The organism is Halalkalibacter krulwichiae, assembly GCF_002109385.1.
Taxonomy (GTDB): domain Bacteria; phylum Bacillota; class Bacilli; order Bacillales; family Bacillaceae_D; genus Halalkalibacter; species Halalkalibacter krulwichiae.
Genome location: NZ_CP020814.1, coordinates 443607 through 463649 on the forward strand (window position 1 = coordinate 443607; position 20043 = coordinate 463649).

The following is a 20043-nucleotide window of genomic DNA, read 5'->3' on the forward strand; positions in this document are numbered from 1 at the left end:
CATCCCGATTATTGCTGCAACGGGTTTATTCCTTGGTTTAAAAGGTGTTTTGACAAGTGATGCGTTCTTAGGTTTAATCGGAAAGAGTATAAATGATATTCCTGAATACCTATTAACACTAATATCTGTTCTAACAGATACAGCCTTTGCTTTTTTACCAGCTTTAATCTGTTGGTCTGCCTTTAGAAAATTTGGAGGTATGCCTGTTATTGGTTTTGTACTTGGATTAATGCTAGTTTCTCCGGCACTACCAAATGCCTATGCAGTAGCAGACATTAACAGTGGGGTAGAACCTATTATTGCTTTTGGTTTCATCCCGATTGTTGGGTATCAAGGTAGTGTGTTAACAGCACTTGTTGTTGGGTTCCTTGGAGCGAAATTAGAGAAAAAGTTACGTGCGATCATGCCAAACGCATTAGATTTAATCTTTACTCCGTTCTTTGTTTTGCTTTCTATGATGATTACTGGCTTACTTATTTTAGGGCCGTTATTACATTTTGTAGAAGCGGGGTTAGTAACAGTTGTAACCCAGCTTATAGATATTCCTCTTGGTATTGGAGGGTTATTAATTGGCTTTATTTACCCGTTAGCGGTTATGACGGGGATGCACCATTTATTTATTATGATTGAAACGACTATGCTTGCTAATACTGGATTTAACCCTTTAATTACTTTATGTGCGATGTACGGCTTTGCTAATGCTGGTACATGTTTAGGGATTACAGTGAAAGCGAAAAAAAGTACAGTAAAGGTTACAGGAGCGAGTGCGACAGCTACACAGTTACTTGGTGTTAGTGAACCAGCTTTGTTTGGTGTCGTGATGAGGTATAGTACGAAGCCGCTTTATGTTATGATTGCTTGTTCCGCTGTAGGGGGTGCTATTCTCTCTTTATTAAATGTTCAAGCGAATTCGTATGGTTTAGCAGTCGTTCTTTCTCCTTTAATGTACATTTATGATTGGAGTCAACTGCTTGCTTACTTAGTTGTATCCGTAATCATTTTTGTTGCTGCATTTATCATTACTTATTTATTTGCTGTTCCAAAAGAGGTAATGGTTGAAGAGGATGAGGTGAAAGTTAGGAATGCGGTTTAATATCTAAAATCTGTTTGTTAAAGACGAGTTGGAATTTCAACTCGTCTTTTGTCATTTTGTATGGATACTGAAACTTTATATCAAGATTGATCTTATTAACGTTACATCTAATAAACGGGTCGGGTCGTATTATAGTATAAGAGTAAACACTAATACTGCATACTATCCGCGATCACCACCCAAACCATTTGGAAGGTGTCGCTGTCATACTTGTAGGATAGGGGAGAGGGAGTTAAACCTGCTCCTCTTTTTCATTATAAAATTATTCTGCATCCATAAATGGATATGCAATCTCTGTAGTTGGGGCAAAGTTTTCTTTGATAATACGAGGACTAGTCCAGCGAATCATGTTAAATACAGAACCTGCTTTATCGTTTGTGCCAGAACCACGAGAACCACCAAATGGTTGTTGATTAATGACTGCGCCGGTCGGTTTGTCATTGATATAGAAATTTCCAGCTGCGCCGGATAAGCGGCTTTCTAAGTGCATTATTGCTTGGCGATCTTGTGCAAAGATCGCGCCTGTTAATGCATACATGGACGCTGTATCTACTGCAGTCAATGTTTCTTCTAATTTATCATTTTCATATACATAAATCGTTAATACTGGTCCGAAAATTTCTTCTACCATTGTTTTGAAGTTTGGATTTGTTGTCACGATGATTGTCGGTTGAACGAAATAGCCAACAGAATCATCATAAGTACCACCAACAATAATTTCGGCGTCTTCAGAAGTTGCAGCATAATCGATGTAGCTTGTGATTGAATCAAAAGCAGGTTTATCAATTACTGCACCCATGAAGTTTGTGAAATCTTGGATATCCCCTACTTTAAGCTTAGCAGTTTCTTCTATTACACCAGCTTTTACTTCTTCCCACAAACTTGCAGGGATGTAAGCGCGAGAGGCTGCTGAACATTTTTGACCTTGGTATTCAAACGCACCACGAACTAGGCCAGCTACTACCTTGTCTGCTTGGGCGGTTTCGTGAGCAAATACAAAGTCTTTTCCGCCAGTTTCTCCAACCAAGCGAGGGTATGATTTATAGTTTCTAATGTTTTCTCCTACTGCTTTCCAAATAGTTTGGAACGTATTTGTTGATCCAGTAAAATGGAATCCAGACATACGAGGATCTGTTAATACTACCTCCGAAACTTGTGAACCGCGTGAAGGTACAAAGTTGATTACACCTTTTGGTAGTCCTGCTTCTTCTAAAATGCGCATAAAGTAGTAGTTTGATAGTAATGCGGTTGTTGCGGGTTTCCAAACAACTACATTTCCCATTATTGCAGGAGCTGAAGGTAAATTACCACCAATTGCTGTGAAGTTAAATGGAGAAATAGCCAACACAAACCCATCTAATGGTCGGTATTGTAGACGATTCCAAATATTTTTCGCGCTATCCGGTTGAATTTGATAAATTTGATTAGCATAATCAACGCCAAAACGTAAGAAATCTGCTAATTCCTGTGCGGCATCAATTTCAGTTTGGAATGCTGTTTTGGATTGACCTAGCATCGTTGCAGCATTGATTACGTCACGGTATGGACCAGAGATTAAATCAGCAGCTTTTAAGAAAATGGATGCACGGTGTTCCCATGGCATATTTGCCCATGATTCTTTTGCGGCCATTGCTGCTTCTACAGCCTCTCTCAATTCTTTTTCCCCAGCCTGTGAAAAATTGGCCAATACATGTTGATGATCATGAGGCATAACCACTTGTTTCACTGTATCTGTCTTAATATTTTCTCCATTAATAATTATAGGGATATCGACTACGTTATTAGATTGGCGTTTTAATTCTGCCTTTAATGTTTCTCTTTCTTTTGTACCAGGAGCATATGTATTGCCAGGTTCGTTTTTAGGTGTTGGTATTTTGAAAATTCCGTTACTCATACTTTCACATTCCTTCCTGATTAGTTTATCTTGTATACACCTATAAACAATGCAATAATTGTGCCAAAAAATAAAAAAGGCATAATTTCTCTAAAATCTTTTTAAAACACCATTTTATCAAAATTACTGAGATGTATTATTGTACAATTAGTTTACAAAAGTGTTGAACTTTTACACTTTTGTCTAAAAAATAGTCGAAACGACAGTTTTGCTGACTGCAAAAGGTTCACGAAACAATCAAAAAAAGGTAGACGGACGTGAGGGAATCACAGTCTATCTACCTCGTAATTTATGTGGAAAGAGCTAAAACATAGCTTGTTTCTTTGTTTATTTTCCTATAAAGATTTGTTATGCTCATGTTGTTGCTTACCAGGTTGGCTAACGGCTAGATTAAATTCCTCTTTAATTTCAAAGGACGGATCTTTATCAATAAGACTAACGATAATAATGGCAATTGAAGCTAGGATGAATCCAGGAACAAGTTCATATAGGCCTGTGTTATTTAATACATTAATATTTCCCCATAATATAACAGTTAAAGCACCAGAAAGTATACCAGCAAGAGCTCCATTTTTCGTCATTCGTCTCCAGAATAGAGAGAGGATAATAACTGGGCCAAAGGCTGCTCCAAAACCAGCCCATGCATAAGAGACAAGCTCTAATACATTTCCTCCGCTTTTAGCTAATATAACAGCAAGAATTGAAATGAAAATAACTGAACCTCGACTGACCCATAGAAGTTCTTTTTCACTAGCATTTTTTCTGAAAATTTGTTTATAAAAATCTTCAGCGACTGCACTTGAGGAAACTAATAATTGTGAATCAATTGTACTCATAATGGCTGCTAGAATGGCAGCGAGTAAGATACCTGCTATCCATGGATTAAACAAGTTTTGTACAAGGAGTATAAATACACTTTCAGGGTTTTCTAATGGCACATTGAATTGTGTGATTGCAACGAGTCCTACAAATCCTGCACCAATAAGGGAGAGGACAACCCAGATAACAGCAATCAGCCTAGCCTTCGGAATTTCAGCAACACTTCTAATACTCATAAATCGAGTAAGTATATGAGGTTGACCAAAGTATCCAAGTCCCCATGCTAGTAATGAAATGGTTCCAACCATACTAAATGAAGTTACGTTAGTTGTCCATGTGCTATCTTCAATTCCAACAGATTTCATAATATCGAGTAAATCAACGTTGACTTGTCCGATGCTGTTCCATAGTCCTGTTAATCCTCCGAGTGAAACAAGAATTAAAGCAGGCACAAATATTAAAGCACATAACATTAAAATTCCTTGAACAAAATCAGTTAAACTTACAGCTAAAAAACCACCTAAAAAGGTATAAGAAACAATGACGATTGCTCCTATAAATAATGCCAAGTCATAGTCAATACCAAAAGCTTGCTCAAACAAGACAGCTCCTGCAACCATACCAGAGGAGGCATAAAATAAAAAGAAGACAATAATCGTTACCGCAGAAATAACACGTAAAGTCTTAGTCGAATCTTTGAATCTATTTTCAAAATAATCTGGTATAGTAATGGAATTTACAACTTCAGTGTATTTTCGTAATCGTTTTGCAACGAACTGCCAATTTAAATAGGTACCAACTGCTAATCCGATAGCAATCCACATTCCGTTTAAGCCTGATACATATATAGCACCAGGAAGTCCTAATAGCAGCCAACCACTCATATCAGAAGCCTGTGCACTCATGGCTGCGACCCAACTATTTAAGCTTCTTCCCCCTAAGAAATAATCGGAAATAGTATTTGTTTTTCTGTAGGTCCATAAACCAATACCTAACATTCCAATTAAGTAAACTATAAATGTAATAATAGTGGCTGTATTCATTCAACTCTTCACTCCTTTTCAAAAATAATTGTTAAGATAGATAGACCGATAATTCCTGCAAATGGAATAATGATCCAAAGCCATGTGGCAACCGAAAGGCTATAATCCATCAGTATACTCTCCTTCCTTTGAAAACGTTTTCTTAGCTAAGGGTGTTTCCCTTTTACTTGCAATAATTATGCCAATAATAAAAAAAGGGGTTTTACAATAATCGGTGCATAACATAGACAAAAGTGTTTTAAGAAATGTCTAAACTGTTTAGAAAAATTGACACAAATGAAAAAGGTGAAAACTGGCCGTTTCCACCTAATCTAGTTTTAAATCATATTTTTTAAGCTTGTTATATAAAGTGGCTCTTGAAATACCTAATAACTTCGCTGCGGCTGCTTTATTTCCAAACGTTTTTTGTAATGCATACTGAATCTCATCTTCACCTTGTCCGTTACGTTTCTTTATTTCTTCGAAATGAATGTTAAGAGTAGGAGGATTATTCTCCTTAACAAAATTCTTAGGAAGATGATGGGGCTTCATCACTTCGTTATCGCTTGCTAAAATGATCATGCGTTCTATCATATTACGAAGCTGCCTGATATTTCCTTGCCATGGGTGTTGAAGGAAGGTATACATAACTTCTGGATCAATTCTTGGGATCGGCATCGTGTATTTAAGAGAGAATTCCTTTAAGAATAATTGGATCAACTCAGGAATGTCTTCAATACGATCTCGTAACGGAGGAATAGATATTGAAATGACATTTAAACGGTAATATAAATCCTCTCGAAAACTCCCCTCATCGATCATCTTTTCTAGATCTCGATTAGTAGCAGCAATTATCCGTACATCGGTTGGAATGGCTTCATTTCCACTAACGCGATAATAATGCTTTTCTTGTAATACACGTAATAATTTAACTTGTAATTCAAGAGGCATTTCGCCAATTTCATCAAGGAAGATTGTACCTCCTTTTGCAGCATCAAATTTCCCCTTTTTACCTCCTTTTATCGCTCCGGTAAAGGCTCCTTGTTCATACCCGAAAAGCTCGCTTTCAAATAGAGCGGTAGGGATAGCACCACAGTTTATCGCAACAAAGGGATGGTTAGATCGTTTTCCGGCATTATGAATTCCTTCAGCGAACAATTCCTTTCCTACCCCGCTTTCTCCAGTAATTAATACCGGGGCATCTGTTTTGGATACTTTATTTGCTAGATTAATAGCGTCTTTTAAAACAGGGCTTCTTCCTTTAATTTTAGTAAAAGGAGAAAGGTTTTGTTGGCTTTGATTAGTGCTTTCTAAATCATGTAAATAGGCTGTCGTTGAAGACAACTCATCATTTAATCTAACCATCTCTGTAATATCTCTTTCAATTGAAATGCCGCCAACAACTTCTTTATCAACATAGACAGGAGTATCTTTTCAGGACAAAGTCAAAATTGATGAAAATTATTTCAACATTATTAAGGACCATTTATTAAGTGGGAGTTATACAGCGATTGCATCACATGATCATCAAATTATTGAAAAAGTAATAACGTTTGTAAAAGAGAATCAAATCGAAAATAATCAATTTGAATTTCAGATGCTTTACGGCTTTAGGACTGATTTACAACAAGAGTTAGCAAAAAAAGGGTACACGGTGCGTGTTTATGTACCCTTTGGGCAGGATTGGTTTGGATATTTTATGAGACGTATGGCTGAACGTCCGCAAAATGTCGCATTTGCAATAAGAGGTTTTCTTTCAAAATAGACAGCCAGAATGCTTAGAAGAAGCAGCTGATCTAAAAAGTCAATTATCGGTTAGCAGCCTATATGGTTGGATAAATTTAAAAATTTGGCGAATGGATATAAGGAGGAGTTATTTGTGAATAGTTACTGTGCAGTCGCAAGTATTTCTAATGGGACGATTGATCGAATATTCGTGAATGAAGGGGACTATGTATATGAGTGGGAACCTTTATTCCAACTAAGGACGAATGAGGGGGTACTGAAAAGGGTGGAGATGGGAGTATGTGGGGAAATTATATCTCTGAATGTGAAGCCGGGTGATAGAGTAATACATGATATGACGTTAGCGATCCTAAGAGAAGATGATCAACCAAGTGGATGTGATTAACATTAGAAGCCGCCTTAAATAACAAATCAATACAATAATTAATAGAATAAAAAATAATAGAAAATTGAATAGATCGAAACAAAAGTCTTTCAAATCTTCAACATCTATTGTTCGATAATCATCCTGAATAGCCTTCCCTTGTCTTATCAAACTCTTATACTATACTGAACGAATAGGAACTACATTGAAAAAGATTGATGTCTGCTATTGATAAAAGCATTTAATAGAAACATTGACCACTAAAAAGGTAAGCCTCTTTTTTAGTGGTCTCTTCAGAGTCTTCAGGTTATATCTTAAAGGGACATAGTAAAAACAGCTAAAAATAATCTTTAGAATTAGACTTGACTATATACCTAGTAGGGTATATAGTATGGATATAAACAACGAGGGGGGCAGATTATTGATAAAGAAGTTTTGGCTTATTCTAATTTCTTTAACCATATTAGTTTCATTGTTTGGATATAAATTCTTGCTTATGTAGGGGTAGATGAAATTAGCACAGAACAATTGGGTGAATTAATGACTGAGCAACATGGAAATTATTTCTTTATCGATGTTCGTGAGTCCAATGAATATATTGAAGGGCATATAGATGGAATGGTTAATATTCCTTTAAGTACACTGGGCGAGCATACTGATCTCATTCCTAAAGGTGATACAATAGTAATTATCTGCCGCAGTGGTAACAGAAGTTTTCAAGCTGCAAATATATTAAAGGATCTTGGTTATCAAGACTTAGTTAATGTAAAGGGTGGAATGCTTACATGGGAAGGAGAGGTTATAAAATAACTTCAAAGATGCTTATATGACGACTATCTTAATTGGAGGGAAAACTATGGAGTACAATGGCAAAATGAAAAATAGAGTAAAACGCGTAGAAGGGCAAGTTAGAGCCATTCTTAGAATGATGGAAGAAGGGCAAGACTGTAAGGATCTTGTTGTTCAAATGTCAGCCGCAAGAAATGCGTTAGACCGAACCATTGGTTTAGTTGTAAGTTCTAACTTGGAGCATTGTGTCCGTGAGCAAATAGTAAAGGGTGAAGATACTGAAGCGATGATTCAAGAAGCTGTGAATTTATTAGTGAAAAGCAGATAATCATGAAAATGGATTGACAGCGTTAAAATTATCAATTAATATACCCCTATAGGTTTAATCAAACTTAAAATTATTCATAATGTAATAGTGTATTGAAGTTCTGGATTAAAAAAGGGTAAGCTACCTATTTTTTTGTAAAGTTATATACCCGTACTGGTATTAGTTGAAAGAAAATACAAAGGAGTGGACAATATGACAGACAAAAAGAAAACAACGATCATCTTATTTAGTGGTGATTATGATAAAGCAATGGCAGCATTTATTATCGCAAACGGTGCTGCAGCTTATGACCATGAAGTAACGATCTTCTCAACATTTTGGGGATTAAACGCTTTTAGAAAAGATCAACACGTGCCAGTAAAAAAAGGATTCTTAGAAAAAATGTTTGCGAAAATGATGCCACGAGGCGTTGATAACATGGGACTTTCTAATATGAACTTTGCTGGAATGGGACCTAAAATGATTAAGCATGTTATGAAGAAGCATAATGCAATGCCATTACCTGATTTAGTAGAAATAGCACAAGAACAAGGTGTGAAGTTAGTTGCTTGTACGATGACTATGGATCTATTGGGACTTCAAAAAGAAGAATTGATTGATGGTATAGAGTACGCTGGTGTTGCGGCATATCTAGCTGACGCTGAGGAAGGAAATGTGAACCTATTTATTTAATAGCTTCTACCCAAGGGGGTACAAAAATTGGACTTATTAATCAATATAAGTATTGTCATTTTACTAGCATTCTTTTTAGTCAATAAGTTTATGCCTGTTAAAGGTGTAAGGCAAATTTCAACGAGTGACCTGAGAAAAGAGTTGAAGAGAAGTAATGTTCAATTTATTGATGTAAGAACATCTGGTGAGTTTTCTCGAAATAAGATTAACACTTTTAAGAACATTCCACTCCATGAACTTTCTCAGAAAGCAAAACAGTTATCCAAGGAGAAAGAAGTTGTAGTCATTTGTCAGAGTGGAATGCGTAGCAATAAGGCTACGAAACAATTAAGAAAAATAGGTTTTCAAAAAATTACAAACGTAAAAGGCGGTATGAGCGCTTGGAACTAACGTTAGGAGGAGCAGTTATGAAAGAAATTACCCCAAAAGAAGTAGAACGTCTCGTTAATGCAAATATTATCGATGTTCGTGAAACAGATGAGGTAGCATCAGTACACATACCAGGCAGTGTAAATATCCCACTTGGTCTACTGGAGTTTCGTCTACATGAAATAGACAAAACGAAAGAATATATTATCGTTTGTCGCTCTGGTGCTAGAAGTAGAAGAGTCACTGAGTTTCTTTCGAGTCATGGGTATCATGCGACCAATATGGTTGGAGGCATGATGAACTGGGAAGGTAACGTACAATAAAAATTTTTAAAGCAGAACATACCTATATAGGTATGGAATTGAGGAGGAATTATATATGAAAACTATTAAATATGATCAACTAGTAGATGCAAAAGGATTAGCATGTCCAATGCCAATCGTTCGTACAAAAAAAGCGATGAATGACCTTGAACCAGGAAAAGTATTAGAAGTTCAGGCAACGGATAAAGGATCAACTGCTGATATTAAGGCATGGGCACAGAGCACTGGACATCAATATTTAGGAACGCTTGAAGAGGATGAAGTGTTAAAACATTATCTGCGTAAGGCGACTGGGGAAGAAAAAGAAGAGAAGAAACACCCACATGTTGTAAACAACGAGGAACTTCAAGCGAAGGTAGCTCGCAATGAAGATATTCTAGTGTTGGATGTGCGTGAATCAGCTGAATATACCTTCAATCATATTCCTGGGGCGAAATCGATTCCACTCGGTGAACTTGAGAATCGTTTAAATGAACTAAGCGAGGATGCAGATATTTATGTTGTGTGTCGAACTGGAAGCCGCAGTGATTTAGCTGCACAAAAGTTAACAGAAGCAGGATTTACGCGTGTCATGAATGTTGTGCCAGGCATGAGTGAGTGGAAGGATGAAACAAACAGATAAATAAACAAGTGAACAAATTTTTTTAATTAAAATTATACCACTGGGGTATATAAGATGTCTGTAAAAGCAATGAATTCAAAAGAAGTAGCAAGAAAAGTAATCGAAAAGAAAGAGCTGTTTATTCTAGATGTTCGGAATGAAGGAGATTTCGCTGATTGGAAGATTGAAGGAGCTAACTTTGATTACTTCAATATTCCTTACTTTGAACTATTAGATGGCGTAGAAGAGATCATCGATAGAATTCCAGCAGATAAAGAAGTAGTAGTTGTGTGTGCGAAAGAAGGTTCTTCTATGATGGTAGCAGAGATGCTTTCTGATGAAGGGTTAGACGTAGCTTATTTAGAGGGAGGTATGAAGGCTTGGAGTGAGTACCTAGAACCAGTAAAAGTAGGCGAGTTGAAAGACGGTGGGGAGTTGTATCAATTCGTTCGTCTAGGGAAAGGCTGTCTATCTTATATGGTTGTTTCCAATGGAGAAGTAGCCATAATCGATGCGACACGTATGGCAGATGTGTATGTGAACTTTGTTAAAGAAATCAATGCAAGAATCACACACGTATTTGATACACACTTGCATGCTGACCACATCTCAGGTGGAAGAAAAATTGCGGAAGCAACTGGTGCAACGTACTGGTTACCTCCAAAAGATGCTGGTGAAGTAGTGTTTGAATATGCAGCACTTGAAGGCGGAAATGACGTACAAATCGGGAACTCAACGATCAACATCCATGCTCTATACTCACCTGGTCACACAATCGGCTCGACTTCATTTGTGATCGATGAAAAATACCTATTATCCGGAGATATTCTTTTCATTGATTCCATTGGAAGACCTGACCTAGCAGGACTGGCTGAAGATTGGGTAGGAGATTTACGTGAGTCGCTTTATAAACGTTATAGAGAACTATCAGAAGAGTTGATTGTTTTACCGGCTCACTTTATGATCATCGAAGAGTTAAATGAAGATGGAAGTGTTGCTCGCAAACTAGGAACACTCTTTGCCGAAAACCATGGTTTAAGTATTGAAGATGAGAATGAATTTAGATCATTGGTAACGGAAAACTTACCACCACAACCGAACGCATATCAAGAAATCCGTGAAACGAATATGGGGAAAATCACTCCAAATGAAGAAAAACAACGTGAAATGGAAATTGGACCAAACCGTTGTGCGGTTAGATAACGAGTATTAATAAAATTTTAAAAAATAAATGGAGGTTTCATTGTGAATTCAGATAAAGTATTAGATGCAAAAGGATTAGCATGTCCAATGCCAATCGTTAGAACAAAGAAAGCTATGACAGAACTTGAATCAGGCCAAGTGCTTGAAATTCATGCAACTGATATAGGGGCCAAAAATGACTTAGCAGCATGGGCGAAGTCTGGTGGTCATGAGTTACTATCAGATACGGAGGAAGATGGCGTATTAAAATTCTGGATCAAAAAAGGCTAATAATTATGGGAACCGGTTTGGTTCCCTCTTTTCCTTTAAAAGGAGGTAGTTTTAATGGATTTTGCTTTTATTATGACAATCTTTCTGATTGGTTTCATAGGGTCTTATATTTCAGGAATGTTAGGAATTGGCGGATCAATTATTAAATATCCCATGCTGTTATATATTCCACCATTGTTTGGTTTAGCTGCTTTTAGTGCGCATGAGGTTTCAGGTATTAGTGCCATTCAAGTGTTCTTTGCGACAATTGGTGGTGTCTGGGCTTACCGCAAAGGTGGATACTTAAATAAGACGTTAATAATTTATATGGGATCAGCGATTCTAATTGGTAGCTTTGTAGGTGGTTATGGATCAAAACTAATGTCGGAAGGTGGAATTAACCTCATTTACGGGATTTTAGCATTAATTGCAGCTGTGATGATGTTTATTCCTAAAAAAGGAATTGATGATGTTCCACTTGATCAAGTGACATTTAATAAATGGTTAGCGGCTAGCTTTGCATTAATTGTAGGGATTGGTGCGGGGATTGTCGGTGCTGCTGGGGCATTCTTATTGGTCCCAATCATGCTTGTTGTATTAAAAATTCCAACGCGCATGACAATCGCTTCTTCATTAGCGATTACCTTCATCTCATCGATTGGCGCCACCGTCGGAAAGATTACAACAGGACAGATTGATTATTTTCCAGCTTTTATTATGATTGTGGCGAGTTTACTAGCCTCTCCACTAGGGGCAATGGCAGGGAAGAAGATGAATGCCAAGGTTTTGCAGGTGATATTAGCTGTATTGATTGCAGCAACAGCAGTGAAGATTTGGGTAGATATATTATAAAGAGAGCTATGAAAGTCATTACTAAAACCAAATAGAAGATTTGTTTGTTTTATAAGCTCTATTAATAATTGATATTAGTATTTAACCTCTAATTGTTTCTACAAAAGTTTCAAAGGTCGGGGCCTTTTCTTGTTGCCCATATCAATCCAATGTACTTCCGATTTACATCGAACAGTGGAATGCTGGTTGATGGTGGAAATTAGAAGATAATATTTTGGTTATAAATAACATCTCCAATCAGTTTGATAAAAAGTGCTTAAGCGTGGTATAAGTGTAAAAGAAGCAGTAACATTATGCTTTTTAATTTTGGGATAAGGATTTTGCTCGTATCCCATAATGAGAGGATCTGAAATAAATATGAAAGATAACTTTTGGCGTGATTTACCACGACCTTTTTTTATACTGGCACCAATGGAAGAAGTGACGGATGTTGTTTTTCGTCATGTAGTAAGCACGGCAGCGAGACCCGATGTATTTTTTACAGAGTTTGCAAATAGTGAGAGTTATTGTCACTCAGAGGGAAACAAAAGTGTACGCGGGCGTTTGACTTTTACAGAGGATGAACAACCAATTGTAGCCCATATATGGGGAGATAAGCCTGAGAATTTTCGACAAATGAGTATTGGTATGGCGAAACTTGGTTTTAAGGGTATTGATATAAATATGGGCTGTCCTGTACCTAATGTGGCACGGCAGGGGAAGGGAAGTGGCCTTATCCGTCGTCCGGAAGTTGCAGCAGATTTAATACAAGCAGCAAAAGCAGGAGGATTGCCCGTAAGTGTGAAGACAAGGCTAGGTTTCACGGATGTAGATGAATGGCGCGAATGGCTGACGCACATTTTGAAACAAGATATTGTTAATCTTTCTATTCATCTGCGGACAAGAGAGGAAATGAGCAAAGTAGATGCCCATTGGGAATTGATTCCGGAGATAAAGGAACTTCGTGACCAGGTAGCACCAGATACACTTTTGACGATTAATGGCGATATCCTTGACCGTCAAACTGGATTGAAGCTCGCCCACCAATATGGGGTTGATGGGGTTATGATTGGTCGTGGTATTTTCAATAATCCGTTTGCTTTTGAAAAAGAGCCGAAAGATCATAGTAGTAAGGAATTGCTTGATCTTTTACGATTGCATATGGATCTTCATGATAAATATTCAGGGTTAGAGCTACGTCCGTTTAAAGCTCTGCATCGCTTTTTTAAGATATATGTTAAAGGATTTCGAGGGGCAAGTGAATTAAGAAATCAACTAATGAAAACAGAGTCAACAGATGAAGTGCGTGAATTACTTGATAATTTTGCGGCAACGAATATTTGATCGAATGGGGAACCAGTAGAAGTGTTCTAATTCAAGAAATGTAGAGAACGAAATAGAACAAAGGTTTAGTTTGTTCTTGGTTGCAATTAACTATTTATGAATCTTATAATAGTAATTTTATTAAAGAAAACCCACTTGACTAAATAGAATCTCAATAATGCCCACTAGTACACTAGAGGCTTACATCCAAAGGTTTATCCTTTGTGTGTAAGTCTTTTTTGTTTCATTTTCCATGAGCAAGGGTGAGATGTAATGTTAGATTTGAATCCATGTATAGACTTATCTATTAATCATTAAAAAAATAAAATTGTTTGGCAAATAGTCACATACTGAGGGCGCCAATTAATTAATAAATTCTTCCGTAAAGAATCGATCAAGAAAGACAAATCTCTATTTCCTATAGGAGTTATGTTGTTATAAATATTTCTTATCTTAAAGATTTTAAATTCAAATAATTCTAGACTTTTTAATAACCTCTCAAATATAATAAAACAAATACGATTACTCGGGTTTATATTTGGGGGTGTAAGAACAATGACTTTTGAAATTGGATTTGTGCTACTAGTTGTAATTACGATGCTCATTTGCCTAATAAAAGAAGTAGCTAGACCTGATTTTATTGTCTTTTGTGCATTGGCAGTTTTATTGTTGACTGGGGTAATATCACCATCTGATGCATTAAGGGGTTTTTCTAATGAAGGAATGTTGACAGTAGCTCTACTTTTTATTGTTGCCGGTGCGGTAAAACAAAGCGGATTATTAACTCCGATTGTAACCAAAGCTTTGGGATCTGGAAGAAATCAAAGAAGATCACTTCTTCAAATGATGGTTCCCATGACAACGCTATCTGCATTTTTAAATAATACACCTATCGTTGTCATGTTTACCCCAGTAGTTCGTAAGTGGTGTAAGGAGCGGAATATTTCACCATCAAAGTTTTTAATTCCATTATCGTATGCCACCATTTTTGGTGGTACGCTAACTCTTATAGGTACTTCTACTAATCTAGTGATACATGGATTTATGCTAGAGAATGGGATGGATGGTTTTTCAATGTTTCAACTTGCTATCGTTAGTCTTCCTGCAGGCCTTCTAGGGATTTTATATATGGTAACAATTGGATATAAGCTTCTGCCGACTAGGAAAACGTCAGAAGAATCTTTTAAAGAAGCCTCACGTGAATTTTTATCAGAAGCATATGTGGAAGTGAATTCTCCATTAATAGGAAAAACAATTGAGCAAGCTGGATTAAGAAGTTTACAAGGGCTTTATTTAATAGAGGTGATACGAAACGGTGATAGGACGGCTCCAGTAGCCTCTTTTTTAAAATTAAAAGAAAATGACCGTTTAATTTTCACAGGGGTACTATCTACAATCGTAGAGTTACAAAACATAAAAGGATTACGCGTTGAAACGGGGACAAAGTTGAAATTAGAGAATCTACAAAACGGAAGTGCATCATTAGTTGAAGCAGTCGTATCTCATCAATCTTCATTAATTCAACAAACAGTAAAAGAAAGTCGATTTAGAAGTAACTACGATGCTGGTATTGTGGCTATTCATCGGAATGATGAAAGAATTAATAGTAAGGTTGGGGACATTAAGATAAAGCCTGGAGATACGTTGCTTCTTTTAGCGAATAAAGACTTTGCCAACAGGTGGTCTAATTCAAGAGATTTCTATTTGATGTCTCAAATTGAAGATCCAGAGATTATAAATCCGAAAAAGTCAGTTATTGCGATTACAACGTTGATCATTATGATTCTTCTTGCAACGTTTAATATTTTACCGATGTTTAAGGCAGCAGTGCTAGCGGTCATTACTCTTTTTGTAACCAAGACCATTTCATTTGAAGGGGCTAGGAAATATATACAATTTGATGTGTTGTTGTTAATTGCTTGTGCGATCGGAATAGGAATAGCTTTGGAACAAACAGGTGCTGCGGCGTTAGTTGCTAATTATTTTGTTCTGATGACAAAGGGTGCAGGCGTGATTGGAGCAATTATTGTCGTTTATTTTTTAACAACGTTATTTACGGAAATCATTACGAATAACGCTGCAGCAGTTCTAATGTTTCCGATATCCCTTGCAATTGCTAACCAATTGTCAGTAGATCCGATGGCTTTTTTTGTGGCCATTGCCATTGCCGCTTCCGCTAGTTTTGCTACACCAATTGGGTACCAAGCAAACTTAATCGTATATGGTCCTGGAGGTTACAGATTCTCTGACTATCTGAAAATTGGAATACCACTAAATATTTTATATCTTGTTGTTACTGTAGTAATTGTTTATTTTGTATGGGTTGTTTAAACAAGGTGAACCGACGTTTAAGGTTATCCGAATGGTTAGATGTCCGAACTCATGATTTATTTTGTTACTCTCCGAAGCAGTTTTACATTTGGGATCGATTAAACCCATGCAATATCATTGAATAGATGCTATTTTTTTATACTAAGTACTCGTTCTGGCCATTATCTGTTTCCGAAACAAAAGTTGTATGGTGAGATCTCTCTTGGGATCAGAGGTGAATGGTAAAAATGCTTCAAATCAAACTCTGGTCTAATCTTTTGCAAATCAATATTCTAGCCTATTAGTATCATTTAACCATTAGCATCTGTAAATAAATTAACAGTGAGTGGAGAGCCTTTTTAGCAATTGAAAGGCTCTTTTTTATTAAAAAGTGAAACTAAACCAGTTTATCGAACAAGTTAACCAATTTTTTACAAAAAAAATAAAATATTTTAAAACAACTATTAAAGCTAGACAAATAACAGTTTCAAAAAAAACAAAGAAAATATACATATTAGTAACTATATAAAGAAAGGAGATAAGAGATGACAGTAAAAAAAGCAATCATTCCCGCAGCTGGGTATGGGACAAGGTGCTTACCTATTACAAAAGCGGTTCCAAAGGAGCTGTTTCCTATCGGGACGAGACCAACCATTCATTACATTGTAGAAGAAGCAATAGAAGCTGGCATTGAAGAGATTCTGATTGTTGTTTCTCGTTCAAAAAATATGATCATTGATTATTTTGATCGATCAATAGAACTTGAAACATTTTTAGAACAGAAACAAAAGCAGCAGTTACTAAAAAAATTAAAACCTCTTAATGTTCAAATTCAATATATCAGGCAATCGCAGTCTCTGGGGTTAGGTGATGCAATCCGCTTAGGTGAAAGCTTTGTTAATAATGAACCGTTTGCTGTATTGTTGCCAGATGAAGTTATTTTTGGACAAGATACTGGCGCATTAGACCAGTTACTATCAATATACACCAAGCATAACAAAAGTGTGCTTGGTCTATGCGAGATGGAACAAAAATTTTTAAAAAACTATGGCGTTGTTCATTGGCAGAGTGGAGAAAACGGTCTAATTGAAATTACAGATATTGTTGAGAAGCCGATGAAAAGGCCACCTTCAAATTTAGCTGTTATCGGAAGATATATATTTACCCCTTCTATTTTTTCTTTTTTAAAAACAGCTAAGCCTAGTTTAGGTGGAGAAATTCAATTAACCGATGCGATTAAAGAAATGCTTAAAGAAGAAAAGTATTATGGCGTTCAGCCAAATGGGATAAGGTTTGACATTAGTAGAGTTGAAGAATTTATAGCTGCCAATCAATATATTTTACAATCTGAAAATACAAAAATGTAAGAGGTGAGTAGAAAATGAACTGTAAAGAAATAAAGAATCTTGTGGAAGATATTGAAGTTCAAAATTTTGAGGATGAAGATGTGTCAGTTATCAATAACTCTTCTCTTGAAATGATCGGTAAAGGAAGACAAGGTGCTGTCTTTAAGATTAATGATGAAATGTGTATGAAAGTTTACGGCGATGTAGACGACTGTGAACGTGAATACTATGCAATGTCACTTGGCCAGCATACTTCTCTATTACCGAAAATTTATTGTAAAGGTGAAAATTTTATCGTGATGGAAATGGTATATGGGGTTGATTTGCGTGAATACATGCAATCTCAACCATTAACAGAGAAGTTATCTCATGAGTTAATTCGTATGTTGATTACCTTTAAAGAAATTGGTTATGAGAGAATTGATCATCACAAAAGACAAATCTACCTTCAGGATGATGGCTCATTGAAAGTAATAGATGTGGGACGAACGGTCTGGAGAAACCGAACGTACCCTTATCCACGAAAACTACTTCAAAGTTTAGGAAATGAATACCGGGCGATGTTTATCGAACATGTAAAGGTTGTTGCTCCAGAGCTTTATGAGGAGTGGGACTATTACATTCAAATGGAAGGGATTTCTGCAAAACTATATGGTGTTATTGAAAATAAAGAACAGGCTGATCTAGAACAACTTAAAGAGGACACCAATAAATTACTTTCAACAAAAGATCCAGATATGCACTATAAAGGTTTACTAAATCTTATACGTAAAGTGGTAAAAGAGCAAAGAAAAAGAGAACTAGAAAAACAAAATAAGGGGAAGGGCAAGAAAAAAGGCAAGAAACAAAAGAAAAAGTAATGAGGTGATCAGTTTGGAGGTGAAACTATGAAAATACTAGTCATTTGGCGCTTACTAACGGTAGGAGGGGTAAATGCCGGGTGGAGGAATAGAGCAATATATTTAAAGAAACATGGGATTACAACAGACTTCCTGTATTGTAAAGATCTTGGTGGATTGCATATGATGGAGGATGTTTCTAAAGTATATTTAACGAAGGATAAGAAAAAAATCATTGAGATCATAAAGAACAATAACTATGACGCTATCATCGTAGTGGACACCAGTCAGGCTTATACGTGGTTAAAGAAAGCTGAATATAGCGGGCCTATTATCATAGAGGCTCGGACTCCAGAGATCACCAAATTAAAGAGGAACTTAGAAGGCTATAAACAGATCAAGCCACAAAAGTTTATTGTGCCAAGCGAATATCAGAAACGGGTGTTATCGATTGTACTTGATGAACCTTATCCAATTGAAGTCATCAATAATTCAACGGATATTTCCTTTTTTAAACCAAATGAAAATACGGAAATAAGTATGGAAACCGAGCCAATTCTCCCAAAAGATAAAAAGGTAGTTGCTTATATTGGACGATTAGATGAAAGGAAAAATTGGCGCCTTTTACTAAAGGTGGCTAACATGGTTCGCTCGGTACGAGACGATATTGAGTTTTGGGTTATTGGCGGAGCCAAAAGTGTGGAACGCGAATTATTTGAAGATGAATGGAAGAATCAAAACTTAACGGAAGTAGTCAAATGGTTTCCTGTCATTCCATATCAACAAATGCCCGCAGTCTATGGCAAAATCAAACAATCAGGAGGATGTTTGTTTGCCGCAACGAAAGCGGAATCCTTTGGCAATACGTTTATAGAAGCAATGGGCTGTGGAGTACCAGTTGTAGCACCTGGAATCTCGTCTATTCCTGAAATCGTTAAAGATGGAAAAACAGGTTGTTTATATCGTGAAGAACATGTGAGAGCGGCAGCTCAGCAAATATACCGTGTTCTTGATAATACGCACCTGTATGAGAAATTTTCAAACAATGCTAGAAACCGTGTAGTGAAAAAATACTCTCTTTCAGAGTGTACGAATAAATATATTGAACTTCTAAAAGAAGTAACGAAAGAGGTGAGAGAATGAACCCTCTTACTTATCAAAAGCTTTTTCAGAGTAAGACAAATAATGCTCATCTTGTTACATTCGATAATGGAAATGATTATGTAGTAAAACTATTCAAGCCAAGTGAGGATAAAGCATTAATAAACGAATGGCTTGCTTATTGTATTGCTCGTTTTATGGGGCTGCCTATCCCATATTCCTATCTAATCGAAATGCCTAAATCGTTTGTAGAAGTGTTCCCAAAGGGTCATGGCACTGTATATACGTCTAAGCAATTTGCTAGTAAATATATTGCAAATAGTGTCAATGCTCATGAAACAAAGGTCGAAAACATTTTAAACTACAACGATATGGCAAAGATAATTGTCTTTGATTATTGGTTGTGCAATACAGACCGAACACGTAAGAATATATTATTACAAGAGCAAACGGCGGGAAATCACTTTTTATGGATCATTGATAATGCTGAGATATTTGATTCTTATTCCTGGACAATGAATGATCTTGAAAATCTTCCGCAAAATCTAATTAGAAGTGCGACCCATGAGTTGATGGTGAGATTTATAAAGGAAGAAAAAGACTTTAAAATAGCTCTTACACACATTCAATCCATTCCAACTCAACTTCTAGAAGAGATTCTTTCTTTTGTTCCGAATGATTGGGGTTAACATTAGAAGAGAAACGTGAAGTTATTAGGGCGTTAAATTATAGACGTTATCATATTCTGCCGATGCTAATTGATGAATTTGTAAAAAAAGTTTTTCGTCCTCTTCATTTGCTAAATAGAGATAGTAGTTGAT

The 20043-nt window shown here is 36.4% G+C and carries 19 protein-coding genes and 2 pseudogenes; 18 read left to right on the forward strand and 3 right to left on the reverse strand.

Going from position 1 to position 20043, the window contains the following annotated elements; translation table 11 throughout:
• Positions 1–10: 10 nt before the first annotated feature.
• Positions 11–1093, forward strand: a complete 1083-nt coding sequence (locus tag BkAM31D_RS02365) for a PTS transporter subunit EIIC (RefSeq protein ID WP_257391662.1) — start codon at positions 11–13, stop codon at positions 1091–1093.
• A gap of 262 nt (positions 1094–1355) precedes the next feature.
• On the opposite strand, the gene pruA is transcribed toward BkAM31D_RS02365, so the two are convergent.
• The 3 genes and pseudogenes from pruA to BkAM31D_RS02380 all read right to left on the reverse strand — a co-directional run.
• Complete coding sequence (gene pruA, locus BkAM31D_RS02370; protein ID WP_066158145.1) at positions 1356–2987, reverse strand: L-glutamate gamma-semialdehyde dehydrogenase; 1632 nt, start codon at positions 2985–2987, stop codon at positions 1356–1358.
• Positions 2988–3322: 335 nt separating this feature from the next.
• Positions 3323–4849, reverse strand: coding sequence for a sodium/proline symporter PutP (gene putP, locus BkAM31D_RS02375; protein ID WP_066158143.1), 1527 nt, complete (start codon positions 4847–4849; stop codon positions 3323–3325).
• A gap of 306 nt (positions 4850–5155) precedes the next feature.
• Positions 5156–6226, reverse strand: a pseudogene (locus tag BkAM31D_RS02380) (sigma-54 interaction domain-containing protein); the annotation flags it as partial.
• A 28-nt stretch (positions 6227–6254) separates the two neighbouring features.
• Here BkAM31D_RS02380 and BkAM31D_RS02385 point away from each other — a divergent pair.
• The 17 genes and pseudogenes from BkAM31D_RS02385 to BkAM31D_RS02465 all read left to right on the forward strand — a co-directional run.
• Positions 6255–6593: pseudogene (locus BkAM31D_RS02385) on the forward strand (proline dehydrogenase family protein); the annotation flags it as partial.
• A gap of 114 nt (positions 6594–6707) precedes the next feature.
• Complete coding sequence (locus BkAM31D_RS02390) at positions 6708–6959, forward strand: biotin/lipoyl attachment domain-containing protein (RefSeq protein ID WP_066158140.1); 252 nt, start codon at positions 6708–6710, stop codon at positions 6957–6959.
• Positions 6960–7478: 519 nt separating this feature from the next.
• Entirely contained in the window at positions 7479–7748 is a 270-nt protein-coding gene (locus BkAM31D_RS02395; RefSeq protein ID WP_084372390.1) for a rhodanese-like domain-containing protein, read from the forward strand.
• Positions 7749–7794: 46 nt separating this feature from the next.
• Positions 7795–8055 carry a metal-sensitive transcriptional regulator gene (locus tag BkAM31D_RS02400; RefSeq protein WP_066158138.1) on the forward strand — a complete coding sequence of 87 codons (261 nt, stop codon included), beginning with the start codon at positions 7795–7797 and terminating at the stop codon, positions 8053–8055.
• 192 nt (positions 8056–8247) lie between these two features.
• Positions 8248–8727: a DsrE/DsrF/DrsH-like family protein gene (locus tag BkAM31D_RS02405; RefSeq protein WP_066158136.1), complete on the forward strand. Its 480-nt coding sequence runs from the start codon at positions 8248–8250 to the stop codon at positions 8725–8727.
• A 90-nt stretch (positions 8728–8817) separates the two neighbouring features.
• A complete protein-coding gene (locus BkAM31D_RS02410; RefSeq protein ID WP_157076883.1) occupies positions 8818–9117 on the forward strand; it encodes a rhodanese-like domain-containing protein in 300 nt (99 codons plus the stop codon).
• Positions 9118–9134: 17 nt separating this feature from the next.
• Complete coding sequence (locus BkAM31D_RS02415; protein ID WP_066158132.1) at positions 9135–9419, forward strand: rhodanese-like domain-containing protein; 285 nt, start codon at positions 9135–9137, stop codon at positions 9417–9419.
• A gap of 55 nt (positions 9420–9474) precedes the next feature.
• The gene (locus BkAM31D_RS02420; protein WP_066158129.1) at positions 9475–10041 is read left to right on the forward strand and encodes a sulfurtransferase TusA family protein; all 567 of its coding nucleotides are present in this window, start codon (positions 9475–9477) and stop codon (positions 10039–10041) included.
• 54 nt (positions 10042–10095) lie between these two features.
• Positions 10096–11223: an MBL fold metallo-hydrolase gene (locus BkAM31D_RS02425; RefSeq protein ID WP_066158126.1), complete on the forward strand. Its 1128-nt coding sequence runs from the start codon at positions 10096–10098 to the stop codon at positions 11221–11223.
• A 42-nt stretch (positions 11224–11265) separates the two neighbouring features.
• Positions 11266–11493 carry a sulfurtransferase TusA family protein gene (locus BkAM31D_RS02430; protein ID WP_066158124.1) on the forward strand — a complete coding sequence of 76 codons (228 nt, stop codon included), beginning with the start codon at positions 11266–11268 and terminating at the stop codon, positions 11491–11493.
• A 54-nt stretch (positions 11494–11547) separates the two neighbouring features.
• Entirely contained in the window at positions 11548–12324 is a 777-nt protein-coding gene (locus tag BkAM31D_RS02435) for a sulfite exporter TauE/SafE family protein (protein ID WP_066158121.1), read from the forward strand.
• Between the two features lie 357 nt (positions 12325–12681).
• Positions 12682–13647, forward strand: a complete 966-nt coding sequence (locus BkAM31D_RS02440) for a tRNA dihydrouridine synthase (RefSeq protein WP_066158119.1) — start codon at positions 12682–12684, stop codon at positions 13645–13647.
• Between the two features lie 534 nt (positions 13648–14181).
• Positions 14182–15957, forward strand: coding sequence for an SLC13 family permease (locus BkAM31D_RS02445; protein ID WP_066158117.1), 1776 nt, complete (start codon positions 14182–14184; stop codon positions 15955–15957).
• A 524-nt stretch (positions 15958–16481) separates the two neighbouring features.
• Positions 16482–17303 carry a UTP--glucose-1-phosphate uridylyltransferase gene (locus tag BkAM31D_RS02450; protein ID WP_066158115.1) on the forward strand — a complete coding sequence of 274 codons (822 nt, stop codon included), beginning with the start codon at positions 16482–16484 and terminating at the stop codon, positions 17301–17303.
• A gap of 14 nt (positions 17304–17317) precedes the next feature.
• Complete coding sequence (locus tag BkAM31D_RS02455; RefSeq protein ID WP_066158113.1) at positions 17318–18142, forward strand: hypothetical protein; 825 nt, start codon at positions 17318–17320, stop codon at positions 18140–18142.
• 27 nt (positions 18143–18169) lie between these two features.
• The gene (locus BkAM31D_RS02460) at positions 18170–19264 is read left to right on the forward strand and encodes a glycosyltransferase family 4 protein (protein ID WP_066158111.1); all 1095 of its coding nucleotides are present in this window, start codon (positions 18170–18172) and stop codon (positions 19262–19264) included.
• Entirely contained in the window at positions 19261–19911 is a 651-nt protein-coding gene (locus tag BkAM31D_RS02465) for a HipA family kinase (protein WP_257391623.1), read from the forward strand. Before BkAM31D_RS02460 ends, BkAM31D_RS02465 begins: the two co-directional genes overlap by 4 nt.
• Positions 19912–20043 lie beyond the last annotated feature (132 nt).